This is a genomic window from Clostridia bacterium (assembly GCA_014360065.1).
GTDB lineage: Bacteria > Bacillota > DSM-521 > Neomoorellales > JACIYF01 > JACIYF01.
Genome location: JACIYF010000017.1, coordinates 18,913 through 34,111, shown reverse-complemented (window position 1 = coordinate 34,111; position 15,199 = coordinate 18,913). Strand labels below are relative to the sequence as shown.

14 protein-coding genes, 1 tRNA gene, 1 riboswitch and 1 other annotated feature are annotated in these 15,199 nt (G+C 56.8%); of the genes, 1 reads left to right on the top strand and 14 read right to left on the bottom strand.

The window, feature by feature from the left end:
- Positions 1–354: 354 nt before the first annotated feature.
- The 5 genes from moaA to H5U02_04655 form a co-directional block, all read right to left on the bottom strand.
- Complete coding sequence (moaA, locus tag H5U02_04675; GenBank protein MBC7341727.1) at positions 355–1,335, bottom strand: GTP 3',8-cyclase MoaA; 981 nt, start codon at positions 1,333–1,335, stop codon at positions 355–357.
- A 19-nt stretch (positions 1,336–1,354) separates the two neighbouring features.
- Positions 1,355–1,849, bottom strand: coding sequence for a molybdopterin-guanine dinucleotide biosynthesis protein B (gene mobB / locus H5U02_04670; GenBank protein ID MBC7341726.1), 495 nt, complete (start codon positions 1,847–1,849; stop codon positions 1,355–1,357).
- A gap of 17 nt (positions 1,850–1,866) precedes the next feature.
- Complete coding sequence (locus H5U02_04665) at positions 1,867–3,096, bottom strand: molybdopterin molybdotransferase MoeA (GenBank protein MBC7341725.1); 1,230 nt, start codon at positions 3,094–3,096, stop codon at positions 1,867–1,869.
- Between the two features lie 6 nt (positions 3,097–3,102).
- Positions 3,103–4,161, bottom strand: a complete 1,059-nt coding sequence (locus H5U02_04660; protein ID MBC7341724.1) for a molybdopterin-binding protein — start codon at positions 4,159–4,161, stop codon at positions 3,103–3,105.
- A gap of 114 nt (positions 4,162–4,275) precedes the next feature.
- Positions 4,276–4,893: a molybdenum cofactor guanylyltransferase gene (locus tag H5U02_04655; GenBank protein MBC7341723.1), complete on the bottom strand. Its 618-nt coding sequence runs from the start codon at positions 4,891–4,893 to the stop codon at positions 4,276–4,278.
- A gap of 41 nt (positions 4,894–4,934) precedes the next feature.
- A riboswitch (molybdenum cofactor riboswitch) is annotated at positions 4,935–5,088 on the bottom strand.
- Positions 5,089–5,306: 218 nt separating this feature from the next.
- Here H5U02_04655 and H5U02_04650 point away from each other — a divergent pair.
- Positions 5,307–6,353, top strand: a complete 1,047-nt coding sequence (locus H5U02_04650; GenBank protein ID MBC7341722.1) for a 7-cyano-7-deazaguanine synthase — start codon at positions 5,307–5,309, stop codon at positions 6,351–6,353.
- A 6-nt stretch (positions 6,354–6,359) separates the two neighbouring features.
- Here the strand turns inward: H5U02_04650 and H5U02_04645 are convergent, their stop codons facing one another.
- From H5U02_04645 to H5U02_04605, 9 genes are all read right to left on the bottom strand, one after another.
- A complete protein-coding gene (locus H5U02_04645; protein MBC7341721.1) occupies positions 6,360–7,211 on the bottom strand; it encodes a 3-hydroxybutyryl-CoA dehydrogenase in 852 nt (283 codons plus the stop codon).
- Positions 7,212–7,233: 22 nt separating this feature from the next.
- Positions 7,234–8,022 (bottom strand): enoyl-CoA hydratase/isomerase family protein, encoded by a 789-nt coding sequence (locus H5U02_04640; GenBank protein MBC7341720.1) that lies wholly within the window; start codon positions 8,020–8,022, stop codon positions 7,234–7,236.
- A gap of 110 nt (positions 8,023–8,132) precedes the next feature.
- A complete protein-coding gene (locus tag H5U02_04635; GenBank protein ID MBC7341719.1) occupies positions 8,133–8,654 on the bottom strand; it encodes a ComEA family DNA-binding protein in 522 nt (173 codons plus the stop codon).
- Between the two features lie 203 nt (positions 8,655–8,857).
- Positions 8,858–11,374, bottom strand: a complete 2,517-nt coding sequence (locus tag H5U02_04630) for a leucine--tRNA ligase (protein ID MBC7341718.1) — start codon at positions 11,372–11,374, stop codon at positions 8,858–8,860.
- A gap of 331 nt (positions 11,375–11,705) precedes the next feature.
- Positions 11,706–11,908 (bottom strand) — a binding site (T-box leader).
- A 111-nt stretch (positions 11,909–12,019) separates the two neighbouring features.
- Complete coding sequence (rsfS, locus tag H5U02_04625; protein MBC7341717.1) at positions 12,020–12,373, bottom strand: ribosome silencing factor; 354 nt, start codon at positions 12,371–12,373, stop codon at positions 12,020–12,022.
- 39 nt (positions 12,374–12,412) lie between these two features.
- A complete protein-coding gene (locus tag H5U02_04620; GenBank protein MBC7341716.1) occupies positions 12,413–12,661 on the bottom strand; it encodes an RNA-binding protein in 249 nt (82 codons plus the stop codon).
- A 183-nt stretch (positions 12,662–12,844) separates the two neighbouring features.
- Complete coding sequence (locus H5U02_04615; protein ID MBC7341715.1) at positions 12,845–13,474, bottom strand: nicotinate-nucleotide adenylyltransferase; 630 nt, start codon at positions 13,472–13,474, stop codon at positions 12,845–12,847.
- Between the two features lie 78 nt (positions 13,475–13,552).
- Positions 13,553–13,625 (bottom strand) — tRNA-Ala (locus H5U02_04610).
- Between the two features lie 245 nt (positions 13,626–13,870).
- Positions 13,871–15,133, bottom strand: coding sequence for a glutamate-5-semialdehyde dehydrogenase (locus H5U02_04605; GenBank protein ID MBC7341714.1), 1,263 nt, complete (start codon positions 15,131–15,133; stop codon positions 13,871–13,873).
- Positions 15,134–15,199 lie beyond the last annotated feature (66 nt).

Here is a 15,199-nt window from a genome sequence, read left to right as displayed (position 1 = left end):
CCTCGCCCTTCGGCGGGGTTCCCGGCCAATTCGACCTCCTGTCTCAAGAGGCCGGCCTCGGACGTCCTGTCCTCGGCCCCGCCTCCGGGCTCGGTCTCGCCGACGTCTCGCGAGGCTCGCCCAAAGTCGCCTTGCGCCAGCATCCTCGGCATTTTCATGCTTCTTTCGGATGCACCAACATGTATTTCCAGCTGGAACTGTTCCTCCGCTCCGAAATCCTGCGCGGAGCGAGCTTGTGCTCCATCTCAGGTTCCGGCGGGCTTCCCGGCCAATCGGACCTCCATGTCCGTGGCCGGCTCCGGGTGTCCTACCCTCCGGCCCGCCTGGCCGTACATGAGGCACCTTCTCAGGTTTCTAGCCTCCAATTTGTGACATCCGCCGGCGCTGGTGGAGCCAACCCTCAGCATCAAAGCAATGCCGCCAGGGTTTAAGTTTCAAGGCCCGCAGGAAAAGTCCCTCAATCTCCTGCCGGCTCGCCCCCTGCCGCAGGGGGGACTTGAGATCAACCTCCACATCGCTCTGCAAGCATGGCCTTAAGGAGCCCTCAGCAGTAAGCCGCAGGCGATTGCACCGGTGGCAAAAGGCATGGCTCAAGGCAGGAATGAACCCTATGGTTCCCGTCGATTGCGGCAAAGCGTAGTACTGGGCTGGCCCGTTGCCGACTACCTCCGAGGTAGGCCGTAGCTCCAGTTCCTCCCTGAGAGCCTCCAAAATCTCATCGGCAGAGACAAAGGCATCCTGACTCCAGGCCATTCCCTCACCGATGGGCATTAGTTCAATGAAGCGGACGTGAGTATTGGTGGCTTGGGCCATCCGGGCAAAGGCCACCACTTCGTCATCATTAAACCCCCGAACCACTACGGTATTGATCTTGATGGGATGAAGGCCCGCCTCCTTAGCCGCTTCTATTCCGGCCAGCACTTGATTTAAATCTCCTCCTCGGGTGATGTAGCGGTAACGATCCGCGTCCATGGTATCCAGGCTGATATTCACCCGATTGAGCCCCGCCTGCTTTAGGGCGCCAGCGTAATGGGCTAGAAGAAGGCCATTGGTGGTAAGGGAGAGGTCTTCAATCTGGGGAATAGCCCTGAGGTGAGAAACCAATGCCGGCAAGTCTTTTCTTACCAGGGGCTCACCGCCGGTGAGGCGCACTTTGCGCACCCCCAGACCGGCCGCGCAATCAACCAGGTAAGCTATTTCCTCCAGGCGGAGGATATCTTCATGCCTTTTTAAGGGAATACCCTCCTCAGGCATGCAGTACCGGCAGCGCAAATTGCAGCGGTCGGTTACGGAAACCCTAAGGTAGTCTATCAAGCGGCGAAATCGATCCTCCACCTGGCTGACCTCCCCACCTCTAGGCTTTGGGCTTTAGGAACCTTGCCTCCAACAAATCGACTAAGCCCTTGGCATCATTGATATCAAAACACGGCGCCTGGGTATTCACCGGCTCATCGGTGGCTACGGCCACCAGTTCATCGTCGTTACAAAGCAGCTCCCCACCTCGCTCCGCCCGGTGAACCTCCACCTTGGGCTTGTGGGAGCGCTTGTAGCCCTCGGTCAAAATGATATCCACGTCCTGCATGTAGGCAGCCACTTCATCTAAGCTCTTCTCCCCCTCCACCCGCCAGATGATGGCCAGCTTGTCAGCTGAAGATATGGCCGTAGCATCGGATCCGGCTTGGCGGTGGCGCCAGCTATCCTTGCCAGGCACATCAATTTCAAACTGGTGGGCATCGTGCTTAATGGTGCCCACCCGGTACCCCCGCCTTTTAAGCTCAGGCACCAGCTTTTCAATCAGGGTGGTCTTGCCGGTATCGGAACGGCCTACTATGGAGATAACTGGAACCATACCTTCTAACCTCCGCTTTAGTCTAAGCCTTCGATCAACAGCCAGGCCTTAACCTTCTCCCCCGCAGCCAGCGGCCCGCTCCCGGCCGGCACATCTACTAAGGCATTACACCCCAGCATTGACCTCAAGATGCCAGGGCTTTGGGCACCGGTGAGCCGAATACGCCATTCGCCTTCCTGCCAGCGAGCCCGAGCTCGCAAGAATCGCCGTTGGCGGCTAGCTTTGGAATAAGCGTCTTCTAAGATGCCAGTCACCTGGGGCCAAAAAGCCTTGTTATAGCCGCCCAAGCGCCTGATGACCGGGCGTACTAGCTGTTCAAAGCCGATCAGGCAGGCAGCGGGATTGCCGGAAAGCCCCGCCAGCGGCACGGGGCCCAGCTGCCCCCACAGGATGGGAGTACCAGGCTTTATGGCTACTTTCCAAAAGAGTACTTCCGCGCCGAGGAGTTCCCAAGCCCGGTGTACCAAATCGTAATCCCCCACCGACACCCCGCCCGAACTAATGATCAGATCGACCTCAGGAGCAACCCTCATGATGGCTCGGGCTATAGCTTCAGCATCGTCGGGCACCGCTCCCACTAGGATCGGCTTGCCTCCGGCGGCTTCCACCGAAGCCGCCAGGGCATAGAGGTTGCTGTTGCGCACTTTGCCAGGGGCCAAGGGCTCAGCCACATCGATGATTTCATCGCCGGTGCTGACAATGGCCACCCGCGGGCGCTGGAAAACCTCAACTCGGGCGTGCCCCAGGGCCGCCAGCATTCCCACCTCTCCGGTCCCAATTCGGGTGCCCTTAGCCAGCACTAGCTCGCCCGTAGCTACATCCCGGCCTGCTAAATCGATATTCTCAAGGTGGCGAGACGGTCCTTTTAACTTGACAAGCTCACCTTGGCGCTCGACCTCCTCCTGCCGAACCACGGCATCGGCCCCCTCCGGAACCGGCGCCCCGGTCAAAATGCGGATGGCGGTCCCCCAAGATACCTTTTTTGTGGCTACGTACCCAGCCGCCACCTCTTCAATGACCTGTAAGGTCACCGGAGCTTGAGGCGAAGCACCTTGGGTAGCTTGGGCAACTACAGCATAGCCGTCCACAGCGCTACGGTTGAAGGGCGGCAGGGGATCCTTCGCCTTTATATCCTGGGCCAATACCCGACCGCTGGCTTGGGTCAGGGGCACAACCTCTGATTTCAAAAGCCGAACCCGACTCAATACCAATTCTTGCGCCGCTTCCAGCGCCAGCATTTGCTGCACGGCATTCTACGCCTCCCCCTGCCCGAAGCTGCAGCGGGGCCAGACACAAACCTCACACTTGCGGCACAGTCCCCGATAGCCCAGCTTTACTAGCTCCGGCTTGGTAATCTTTTTTCCCGCAAACAGCCGCGGCAGCACCAAGTCAAAGGCGGTGGTCTTGTCGTACATAACGCACCCAGGCACTCCTACAAGCGGCAAGCCCTCCAGGTAGGCTACCAGGAGCATGGCCCCGGGGAGCACCGGCACTCCATAAGTAACCACTTCGGCGCCGGTAGACCGGATGGCGCTGGGGGTAACATCGTCGGGATCTACCGACATTCCTCCGGTCACCAGGATTAGGGTGGCCCCTTGTTGCCTGAACCTAAAAATGGCTTCCCGAATGCGCTGGGCGTCATCGGGAACGATTTCCTGTCCCAATATTTCCGCCGGGTACTGGGCCAGCTTCTTCTTGATGGCTGGCCCAAAGCCATCCTGGATCCGGCCCGAAAATACCTCGTTGCCGGTAGTGACTATCCCCACCCGATGGGTGCGGTAAGGCAAAAGGTCCAACGCCGGCCCCGCCTGGGCACATATGGCCTCCACCTTGATAATGGCCGCTTTGGGGATAGCCAGCGGTATGACCCGGGAACCAGCCACCAGCTCGCCTTTTTCCACCGGTAGGTTGTTGCCCAAGGTCGCCAGAACCACGTCATCGATAGAGTTAATGGCATCCACCAGCTCCGCCCTCACCTGCAACAGCCCTCGGTGGGCGGTGGTAATATTGACTTTACCCTCGGAGGGAGAGCTGATGACAAATCCAACCCCGTCGGGAGAGCCGTCAGGGCGAGGCTTTTCCACCGCGGCCCGGGCTATCCGCTGGGCAGCTTCATCCTCGTGAACCAGGTCTTCGCCTAGGTCCAACACGTACAGGTGCTCTTTACCCATATCCAAAAGTTGAGGAATGTCTTCGGGTTGGATAATATGACCCTTTTTGAAGGCTGCCCGCTTGGACTGGCCAGGTATGATCTTGGTCAGATCGTGGCCCAGCACCATCCCCACCGCTTCTTCAACCCTTACCTTCTGCATAGCCATTGTCCTCTCTTTTCCAGAAAAAGATTTGTTATCCTGCGCGGAGCCACTTAGCGCTCATCTCGGCCTCCAGTGATGGGGGAAGCGGCTGGCTTCGGCTCTGCCCAGCACTCAATCGCCCAGCAGCTGGGCCATGGCTTGCGCCTTGGTCAGATCATCGGGAGTGTTGACGTTAAAGAAGGTAGCTTTCACGTCCCCATAGGCAGCCAGCTCTGCTTCCTCGACATACCGTATCCGGATCTGAGTGTAGAACTCAAGAATTTTCGAAATGCCTCTATCCAGGCAAGCCTTAATGGGCGCAAGGCAATTCTTGGAATAAACGGCATAAAGGGGCTGCAATCGCCCGTCAGCCATCCGCGGAATTACCACATCGTAGGTTTGGCCCTTCTCATCGACAGTTCTCTCCAGCAATAACTCTATAAACCTAGAGTTGATGAAGGGCATATCGCAGGCCACAAGGAAATTGTAAAAATAGGAAGAGACCTTTAGGCCCGCCTCCATACCGCTCAACGGTCCCATGCCCAGCACCCGATCCCGGGCTAGCTCAACTCCTAGATAGGCATAGGCTTCGGGTTGATTGGTAACCACGATCACTTGGGGGAAGATCCTCTTAAACAGGAACACAGTCTTATCGATGATACGCTGCTCTCCTACGGTTAAAAAGGCCTTGTTGGCGCGCATGCGCGAATTCTTGCCGCCGGAGAGAATAATGCCTGCCGCCTCTAACAAATTTCCGCCCCCTAGCATGAAAAAACCCTGTATGGGGAGGATACAGGGTAAACATATCTCCTTCCCATACGTGGAGGCGCAGCCGTTTCCGGTTGGACCGAAGTCCCTGCACCCCGTGAGCTCTAAGGCTCAGGCCAGGCGCCATAAGCTATCGTTTAGCCTTTAGGCCTTCCTGGCTCGGAGATTCATATGCAATTCTGATTAAGTACAATTTAGTATTCGGCACGCTAGACTTAAAATCCTTCTAGGAGCAAATTTTTATGGTCATAAAAGCGCCTGTTTACAATTCCGAGTAATCTGGTTAAGATTTAAGATTGGACAGCAAGGATGGGTGGCTCCGCAAAGGATTACGGAGCGAAGGAACAGCGCCCCACCCTAATAGGATTACGGTCTGGAAGAAGGAGGTACATGAGATGAAAGGTCTCGCCCTGTTTTCAGGCGGTTTGGATAGTGCACTAGCAGTAAAGGTGGCTCAGGAAGCAGGCGCCACGGTGGAGGCCTTGCATTTCACCAGCCCCTTTTATCAATCTAAGAACGGTACCGAAGCTCCCGACTACGTGGTTGACCTGGCCCGACAGTTGGGGGTGAAACTACACGTGCAACCATACCCGGAAGACTACCTGCGGGTGATCGAAAATCCTCGCTTTGGCTACGGCAAGAATATGAATCCTTGCACCGACTGCCGGATATACGGTTTCAAGCTGGCCGCTAGCTTGTTCCCTAAGCTTGAGGCCGCATACCTCATAACCGGCGAAGTGGTAGGCCAACGGCCTAACTCCCAACGGCCCGATGCCATGGCCATCATTGATCGGGAATCCGGCCTGGAGGGGTTAGTTTTGCGTCCCCTGTCGGCTCTGGTGATGAAGCCCACCATCCCTGAAATCAAGGGGTGGGTGGACCGGTCCAAGCTCCTGGGCATAAAGGGGCGCTCCCGCAAGGAGCAGCTGGCCTTGGCCGAGCGCTATGGCATCACCGGCTTTGCCACCCCCGCTGGAGGCTGCCTTCTCACCTACAAGGAATACGGCAAGAAAATAGCCGATCTTTTGCGCTACCAGGGTAGCCTTAGCTACGCCGAAGTCAACCGCCTCAATCTAGGAAGGCATTTCCGGGTTTCGCCCCAAGCCAAGGTTATCGTAGGCCGGAATCAGGCGGAAAACGAGAAGCTTTGCCAGTTGGCTCGGGAGGGCGACTATCTGCTGGAGGCCAAGGATTACCAAGGGCCGCTGACCATCGCCACCGGTAGGGTGGGAAGCGAGGAGCTGGCGGCCGCCGCCCAATTGACGGCCCGCTACTGCGATGCCCCCAAGGACAGCCCTGCTCCCGTGGCGATAGTGTACCGCCAGCTCACCGGCAAAAAGCCCAGCGCAAAGGACACCGAGGAGCAAGGAGAAAAAACGGCAGCCGGAGTGCTGCTGGTAACCCCGGCCGCCGAAACCTGCATCCAAGCCTGGAGGATCTAGGCCCAACTACTTCTGGGTATAATCGTAGAAGCCTCGGCCAGTTTTCCTTCCCAGGCGCCCGGCCCGAACCATCTTGCGCAGAAGTGGTGCCGGCCGGTACTTGGAGTCCCCGGTCTCCCGGTACAAAGTTTCAATAACAAACAGTAAGGTATCCAAGCCGATCAGGTCGGCCAAAGCCAAGGGGCCAATGGGGTGGCTAGCACCCAGCTTTAGACCCTTGTCGATATCTTCGGCACTGGCAATACCTTCCTGGAGCACAAAGATGGCCTCGTTGATCATGGGGCAGAGGATGCGGTTGACCGCAAATAGCGGCGCTTCATTGACGGTAATGGGTTCCTTGCCCCATTTGATGGCCAATTCCCTAGCGGTAGCAAAGGTTTCCTCCGAAGTGTCGGCGCCCTTGATTAGCTCCACCAGCTTCATAAGCGGCACCGGGTTAAAGAAGTGCATACCCACCACTTTGTCGGGCCGCTGGGTAGCCGCCGCCATGGCGGTAATGCTGAGGCCGGAGGTGTTGGACGCGAAGATAACCTCGGGCCGGCAGATGCCGTCCAGCTGCCGGTATAGCTCCTGCTTGGCTTCCAGCTGCTCAATGATGGCCTCGCACACGTAGTCAGCCTCTTTGAGGTCGTTGAGATCGGTGGTACCTTTGATCCGGCTAAGGATGGCGTCAGCCTCATCTTGAGCCATCTTGCCCTTCTCCACCAGCCGGCCTATGCCTTTCTTGATGGAAGCTAGGCCTTTCTCCACAAAGCGATCCTCGATATCTCGCATCACCACCTGGTAGCCAGCCTGGGCTGCTACTTGAGCAATGCCAGCGCCCATAATCCCGGCGCCTACCACGCCTATGGTTTTGATCTCTGCCACTTAATATGCCTCCTTATTTACCTTTAAACTGGGCCGGGCGCTTCTCCAAGAACGCTTTGGCCCCCTCTTTTTGATCCTCGCTGTTGCATAGTTCCCCGAACAACCTGGCCTCCACCTTGAGGCCCTCCTTGAGCGGTAGGTCCAGGCCTTGATTGATAGCTTTCTTGGCGGCTCTAATGGCCAGAGGACCCTTCTTAAGGATGGTTTGAGCTAGATTCTTGGCCTCGGCTAAAGCCTGGCCAACCGGAACCAGCCGATCCACTAAGCCTATCCGGTAGGCTTCGGCTGCGGTAATGTGTTCCCCGGTGAAGATGAGCTCCTTGGCCTTACCTGGGCCCACTACCCGGGCCAATCGCTGGGTGCCACCGTAGCCGGGAATGACGCCCAAGTTGACCTCCGGTTGCCCTAGGCGGGCATTCTCAGCTGCCACCCGAATATCACAGGCCAAAGCCAATTCGCAGCCGCCGCCCAGGGCAAAACCATTGATGGCGGCAATAGTTGGAATCGCAAGGGCTTCCAACTTGTCTAGCACCGCTTGGCCAGCCGCCGACATCTTTTCGCCCACCTCGCCTGTCAACGATGGGAATTCACTGATATCGGCCCCGGCCACAAACGCTTTTTCTCCAGCGCCAGTAACGATCAGCGCTCTGGCGTTGGGGTCAGCCGCAATCTCATCCAGGCACTGGTCGAGCTCCTGCATTACTTGGCGGTTGAGGGCATTTACCGGCGGATGGTTAATGGTGATTACTGCCACCCCATCCTCAATCTGCCACGCAACCAACCTTCCCTCCGAGCTTGCCATTACCTTGGTTCCCCCTTTCCAACTCGATTACCCGTGATGATCTTTTTAGCCACGATACTTCCAGACCTGGTTACTACCCCGGCCACCACCTTACTTGCTTGGCTGGCGATCTAATAAACCGAGATCAGATCCTTGATCTGATCGTAACGAGAATCGCCAATGCCAGATACGTTTTTAATATCCTCTGGGCTCCTAAAGGGGCCGTGCTGGGAGCGATAATCCACTATCCTCTGAGCCAAAGTAGGGCCAATGCCTGGCAACTTATCCAGCTCCTGGGCGCTGGCAGTATTGATATTTACCTTGCCAGATGCAGGGCTTGCGCCCGCGCCTGCCGGGGAAGGTCCGGCGGCGCTCCCGGCGTTGCCGGGAGCGCCGGGACTTATACCGTTGCTGGCAAGGCTTTCCCCTGCTTTGGGTACTATCACCTGTTGGCCGTCGATCAGGGGGGCTGCTAGGTTCAGCCGGTTAAGATCGGCTTCCGGGAGCGGACCGGCCATTTTAACCGCTTCCTCCACCCGAGCTCCGGCTGCTAGCCGGTATACCCCTGGCTTGGAAACTGCTCCCACCACGTGCACTGCTAGTTCACCCTGTTGCTGGGGTCCAGAACCCGAGTTGGCATCCGAGCCAACCATGGTGCCCGGGTCGATGGCAACCCCCGGCCCCTCGCCGCCCCTGGACTGGAGGGCCAAAACCGCCTGGTTGCGGTTTTGGCTCCAGCGACCAAACTGAGCCCCAGCCCCAAACAAGATGGCTGCAGCTAAAAGCAACAGGACGAAGTGCGCTTTTCGGTCCAAGCGATCCCACATGGCTCCACCGGCTCAAAGGAACTCAATGGCTACCGAACTACGATGTTGACCAATTTGCCCGGAACGGTGATCACCTTGGCAATCTCCTTCCCGGCTAGGTGAGGCTTGATCCTTTGCTGCTCCATAGCTATTTTTTCGAGTTCCTTATCAGAGATTCCTGCCGGAACCTGCACCCGATCCCGAACTTTTCCATTTACCTGCACTACCACCGTGATCTGCTCTTGGGCCAAGGCCTCAGGCTCATACTGCGGCCAGGGCTGCCGGTGCACGCTGCCCTCCCACCCCAGGTTTTGCCAAAGCTCCTCAGCGATATGAGGCGTGAAGGGAGCTAAAAGCAAGGTCAAGGAGGTCAAGGCTTCTTTTACTAGAGCCAGATTTTGTTGGCTCCAAGGCACCTCCTCATGATAACGGACCAAGGAATTGACCATTTCCATTATGGCGCTGATGGCGGTATTGAAATTAAACCGCTCGGCTATATCCTCAGTAACCTTCTTGATGGTGGCATGGACGATACGCCGGATAGCCCGGTCCTGGTCATTGAGCTTGGGCCCAGCGCTAGCTTCCCCATTGCCGGCGCCGCCGTGGCCATAGGAATTTACTCCCTTGACTTTATCGGCATAGGCAGCCACCAGCCGCCAGACCCGGTTGAGGAAGCGATAGCAGCCCTCCACTCCCTGGTCGCTCCATTCCAAGTCGCGCTCCGGGGGAGCAGCAAAAAGGATGAACAGGCGAGCCGTATCGGCGCCGTAGCGATCAATGATTTCCTCAGGGCTGACTACATTGCCCCGCGACTTGGACATCTTGCCGCCATCCTTTAGAACCATGCCTTGGGTCAAAAGATTTTGGAATGGCTCCTCGACACCTACCAACCCCAAGTCATAGAGTACCTTGGTGAAGAACCGGGAGTACATCAGGTGCAGGATGGCATGCTCCACCCCGCCGATGTACTGGTCCACATTGAGCCAGTAATCGACCCGATCGCGGTGGAAGGGCACTTCCTGGGCATGAGCATCAGCATAGCGGTAATAATACCAGGAAGAGCAGACGAAAGTATCCATGGTGTCGGTCTCGCGGGTGGCCGGACCCCCACATTGCGGGCAGTTGGTGTGGAGGAAGCTTTTGCACCCCTTAAGCGGCGATTCCCCGGTAGGCTTGAATTCCACCTCCCGCGGCAAGAGAACCGGCAGATCCTTCTCGGGTACAGGGACAGTACCGCACTGGGGGCAATAAATAATGGGTATGGGCGCACCCCAATAGCGCTGCCGGGAAATCAACCAGTCCCGCAAGCGGTAATTGACCCGGCGCCGTCCCAGACCATGGGCCTCTAGGAAATCCGCAATCCGCTCCTTGCCTTCCTGGTTCGATAAACCGGTGAAGGGGCCGGAATTGACCATGGTGCCGGGACCGTCATAGGCTTCGGTCATGGTCTCAGCCTCCAGTTCCTGCTCCGGTGGCTTTATAACTACTCGAACCGGCAATTGATACTTGCGGGCGAACTCCAGGTCACGCTGGTCATGGGCCGGCACTCCCATTACCGCTCCGGTGCCATACTCCATCAGCACGTAATTAGCCAACCAAATGGGGATTTTTTCTTCGGTCATGGGGTTCACTGCATAGGCCCCCGTGAAAACGCCTTCCTTCTCGTGGGCGCCACCAGTCCGGTCCTCAACCTCAAGCCGCTTGGCTTTCTCGATAAAGGCGTGCACCTGGGCCTCCTGGCCGGTGCCTCGGGCCAGCTCCTCGGCCAGCGGGTGCTCCGGAGCTAACACCATGTAGGTGGCGCCATACACGGTGTCATGCCGGGTAGTAAACACGGTTAGCGGCTGATTGGTCTTGGCTACCCGAAAGTGAATTTCGGCGCCCTCGCTTCTGCCGATCCAGTTTTCCTGCATGACCTTGACTTTCTCCGGCCAACCCGGAAGTTTCTTTAGATCTTCCAGCAACCGATCAGCATAGTTGGTAATCCGGAAAAACCACTGCTCTAAGTCATTTTTAGTAACTGCTGTGCCACAGCGCTCACACTCCCCCGCTACTACCTGCTCGTTGGCCAGCACCGTCTGACAGGATGGACACCAGTTTACCGGGGCTTTGGCCTTATAGGCCAATCCTGCCTTGTAAAGCTGCAAGAACAGCCATTGGGTCCAGCGATAGTAATCGGGCTGACAGGTAGTCACTTCCCGTTCCCAGTCGTAACTCAACCCCAGAGAGCGAAGTTGCCGGCGCATATTGGCAATGTTGGCAGCAGTCCAGTCAGCCGGGTGGACTCCATGCTGGATGGCAGCATTTTCGGCTGGGAGACCAAAGGCATCCCACCCCATAGGATGCAAGACATTGTATCCTTTCATAGTATGGAAGCGGGCGACCACATCGCCGATAGAATAATTGCGGACATGCCCCATGTGCAAATTCCCTGAAGGGTAGGGAAACATTTCCAGGCAATAATACTTGGGCCGCGGGCCACCCTCGCTCACCTGATAGAGCTTCTCTTCTTCCCACTTCTGTTGCCATTTGCGCTCAATCTCTTTAAACTGGTACCTATCTTCCACTACCTTCACCTCCCGGAAAAACGTATATCTCTAGCTGGAGCGCCGTTCCTCCGCTCCGAAATCCTTCGCGGAGCCACCCAAAGCTCCATCTCGGGTTCCGCTCAACACTCAACGCTACACTCGGTTACACTAGCAAGAGCTGCCTGCACCTACGTGACCTCTACAAAGACCCACGCCCCAGCTTCATGGTTGAGTGCTGGGTCGGCTTATGTCGCTTGCGGACCAGCGCCCCAGCATCCCCTACGTGCTTTTTTCATGGCTAGCTGTGCAGCCAGCCGCCCGGGGTGCTCTTTTGTCAATTTCCATTTCCGCCCATAAAAAAACCGCCCCTCCTCGGGGCGGGAATCTCCCGCGGTACCACCCCAGTTGGCTGCCGACCAAGGATTCAGCCAGCAACCCGCTTAAGCAGTTAACGCCTGCCTACGGCACCGCTAAACTCCCGGGCGAGTTGGGAAGGTGTCCTGCCGTTTTCCACCAGCCAACGGCTCTCTTCGAGGCTTGAACCCTCCTACTACTCCCGTTCTTCGCGTTGGGTGCAATCTAGAGCCTTCCTTGACTTGTCTTGACCCATTATATGCTAGCACCCCCTGCAAGTCAACGCTGGCAGGGGGTGCAGGGTGCACGCCTTCAGTTCGCCTTTAGTTCTTAAGCTTTTTCTTCCTTGGCCTCCTCGACCCTAGCGTCCCCCCACAGCCGTTCCAAGCTGTAGAAGCGTCGGTCTTCTTCGCGGAAAACATGAACCACCACGCTACCGAAATCCAATAGGATCCAGCGGGCTTCCTGGTAACCTTCCCTGCGCAGCAGTTTTATGCCCTGCTCCGTTAACCTTTCCTCTATGCTATCGGCAATGGCCTGCACCTGGGTTGAAGAGCGGCCGCTTAAAAGAACAAAGTAATCAGCGATCAAGGTTATACCCTTGAGGTTTAAAATTACACTATCTTCCGCTTTCACCTTTTCCGCAGCCTTGACTGCCTCTAATGCAATTGTCCTGGAGTCCAGTAACCACTCCCTCCTTCCCAAGGAGTTAGGTGGTTACCCTTAGCCCCTGGGCCGCGCTTCGTTGACAGTCAGGGTGCGAGAGCCCAGTTGAGCGCCGTTCATAGCGCGAACCATGCGGTCGGCGTCAACATCGTTTACCTCCACAAATCCAAAACCGCGCGATCTGCCGGTTTGGCGGTCGGTAATGATGCGGGTACTGATCACCTCACCGTGGACCGAAAACGCCTTCGCCAGTTCCTCTTCAGTAGTACTCCAGGGAAGGTTGCCAACATACAGGGTCCGGACCAAAACATTCACCTCTCCAAAATTAATGCCCGCTAAGCGGTAGGCCGGGTGGTTGAAACCCAATGCCTGGAAACATTCTAACACGGCTCCATTTAGCTGTCAAACTAAACGAATCTTTGTCGCCCATGCCGGCTAGCACCAGCTGTGTCCGAATAACTGGCCGGGAGCTAAGGCTGCGCAGCTCGACTACACGTAGAGCCGGTTGCTTATAATGTAGCGTTCCACCGCTTCCGGGACTAAATACTTGATCGACCGGCCTGACTTCACCCGCCGCCGAATATCAGTAGAAGAAATGGCCAGGGCGGGAACCTCCAAAAGGTGGATCCGGGACCGATACTCAGGCTTAAGGCCAGCCTGAAAGCCGTTGAGCTCTTGGATCCCGTAACCTGGGCGGGTGGCGCCGATAAACTGGCAGCTGGACATGAGATCGTCGATATTTCTCCAGGTAAGGATTTCTAGGAGGGCATCGGCTCCGGTTATAAAAAAGATCTCCGCCTCCGCGCCAATTAGCTCCCGAAAATGCTTTACCGTCTCATAAGTATAGGAATATCCAGGCCGGTCTACTTCCACCCGCGACACTTCAAAGAAGGGGTTGGTAGCAACAGCCAGGGAAGTCATGATGTAGCGGTGCTGAGCTGGAGTAATGGGCCGCTCTTCCTTGTGCGGGGGCCTTCCGGAGGGAATAAAGACCACCTTCTTGAGTCCAAACTCCACCCGCGCCTCCTCGGCGGTTACCAAGTGGCCATAATGGATCGGATCGAAGGTTCCTCCCATAAGCCCATAGCCGTAGCGGCCTTGGGCAAGCGATGCTGGCATGATTTTACCTCTTTGATCTACCTATTTAGCCGTCAGGTGGTTTAAAAAAATCCCGCGATCTCCATCGCGGGATACCAGTGGACGTGACGGGATTCGAACCCGTGACCTTCTGAATGCGAACCAGATGCTCTCCCAGCTGAGCTACACGCCCCCACGGCTCAAAGTATAGCATAAGTCCTCCACCACTATCAAGAGCTGGCTGCGCTGGAGCATCCCAGTTTTCAGTAGACGCCAGCCTCGGGCGTCCATGCCTTCGGGCCCCGCCTCCATTTGCAGCCTCGCTAAGTTGGGCTAGCCGCTCAAGAAAAGTCGCTGGCTTACGAGGCCTAGGGCAGACCAGAAGGCAGGGATGACTCATCTGGCTGCGGGTGAGGACCGATGCTGGGTTGGGAAGATCTATTGGCGGATCTGGCCCTCACCATTAATCACATACTTGATGCTGGTCAGAGCTTCCAGGCCCATGGGCCCCCGAGCATGGAGCTTCTGGGTGCTGATGCCGATCTCGGCCCCAAAACCGAACTGGAAACCATCGGTAAAGCGGGTGGAAGCGTTAACGTAGACACAAGCAGCATCTACTTCCTTTTGGAAGCGGCGGGCCCGCTGGTAACTTTGCGTGACGATGGCTTCAGAATGCTTGGTGCCGTAACGATTGATGTGATCCACCGCTTCCTCAAAGCTGTCCACCACCTTAACCGCCATAATAAGGTCCAAGTACTCCGTCGCCCAGTCCTCCTCGGTGGCCGCCTCCATACTTGGCACCAAGGCCACCGCTCGGGGACATCCACGCAGCTCCACCCCTGCCGCCTGGAGCTTTTCAGCTATGGGCGGTAGTGCCTTCTCCGCTATACGCTGGTGCACCAGTAAGGTCTCGGCCGCATTGCACACCCCAGGACGTTGGGTCTTAGCATTCACCACAATGGCAGTAGCCATGTCGATATCCGCATCTTCATCCACGTAAATGTGACAATTCCCTACTCCCGTTTCGATAACTGGCACGGTGGCATTCTTAACTACAGCTTGGATGAGCCCAGCTCCACCTCGGGGGATGAGCACGTCCAAATACTCATTTAAAGTCATCATTAGATTTACTGCTTCCCGGTCGGTATTCTCAATCAGCTGGATGCAGCCGGCTGGCATCCCCGCCCCTTCAGCGGCAGCAGCAATCACCCGAGCTAGGGCAGCGTTGGAATTAATGGCCTCGGATCCTCCCCGCAGCAAGACCGCATTTCCAGTCTTAAGACAAAGCCCAGCTGCATCTACGGTAACATTGGGGCGGGCCTCATAGATCATGCCCACTACCCCCAGGGGTACCCGCACTTGGCCGATCTCAAGACCATTGGGTCGGGTCCACATACGGATGGTCTCGCCGATGGGATCATCCAAGGCTACCAATGCCCTCAACCCTTTAGCCATCTCCATGATCCGATCCTGAGTAAGCAAAAGGCGATCCAAGAGAGCTCGGCTGAAGCCCTTGGCCTTAGCAGCCTCCATGTCCACCTCGTTGGCCTCGAGCAGGCTTTCGTATTTCTTTTCCAAAGCCTGAGCCATGGCTTCCAAGGCATGGTTTTTAGCCTGGCTGGACATCACCGCCAATTGGCGGCTGGCCTCCTTGGCTAGCCGGGCCTTGGTTAGAACCTCTTCGTGGACTTCCTTGGGCATTTATGTACTCCTTCCTTTCTCTCCAAAAGACATTTGCCCCCGCACCGCCCACTTGCCTTTTCCTTG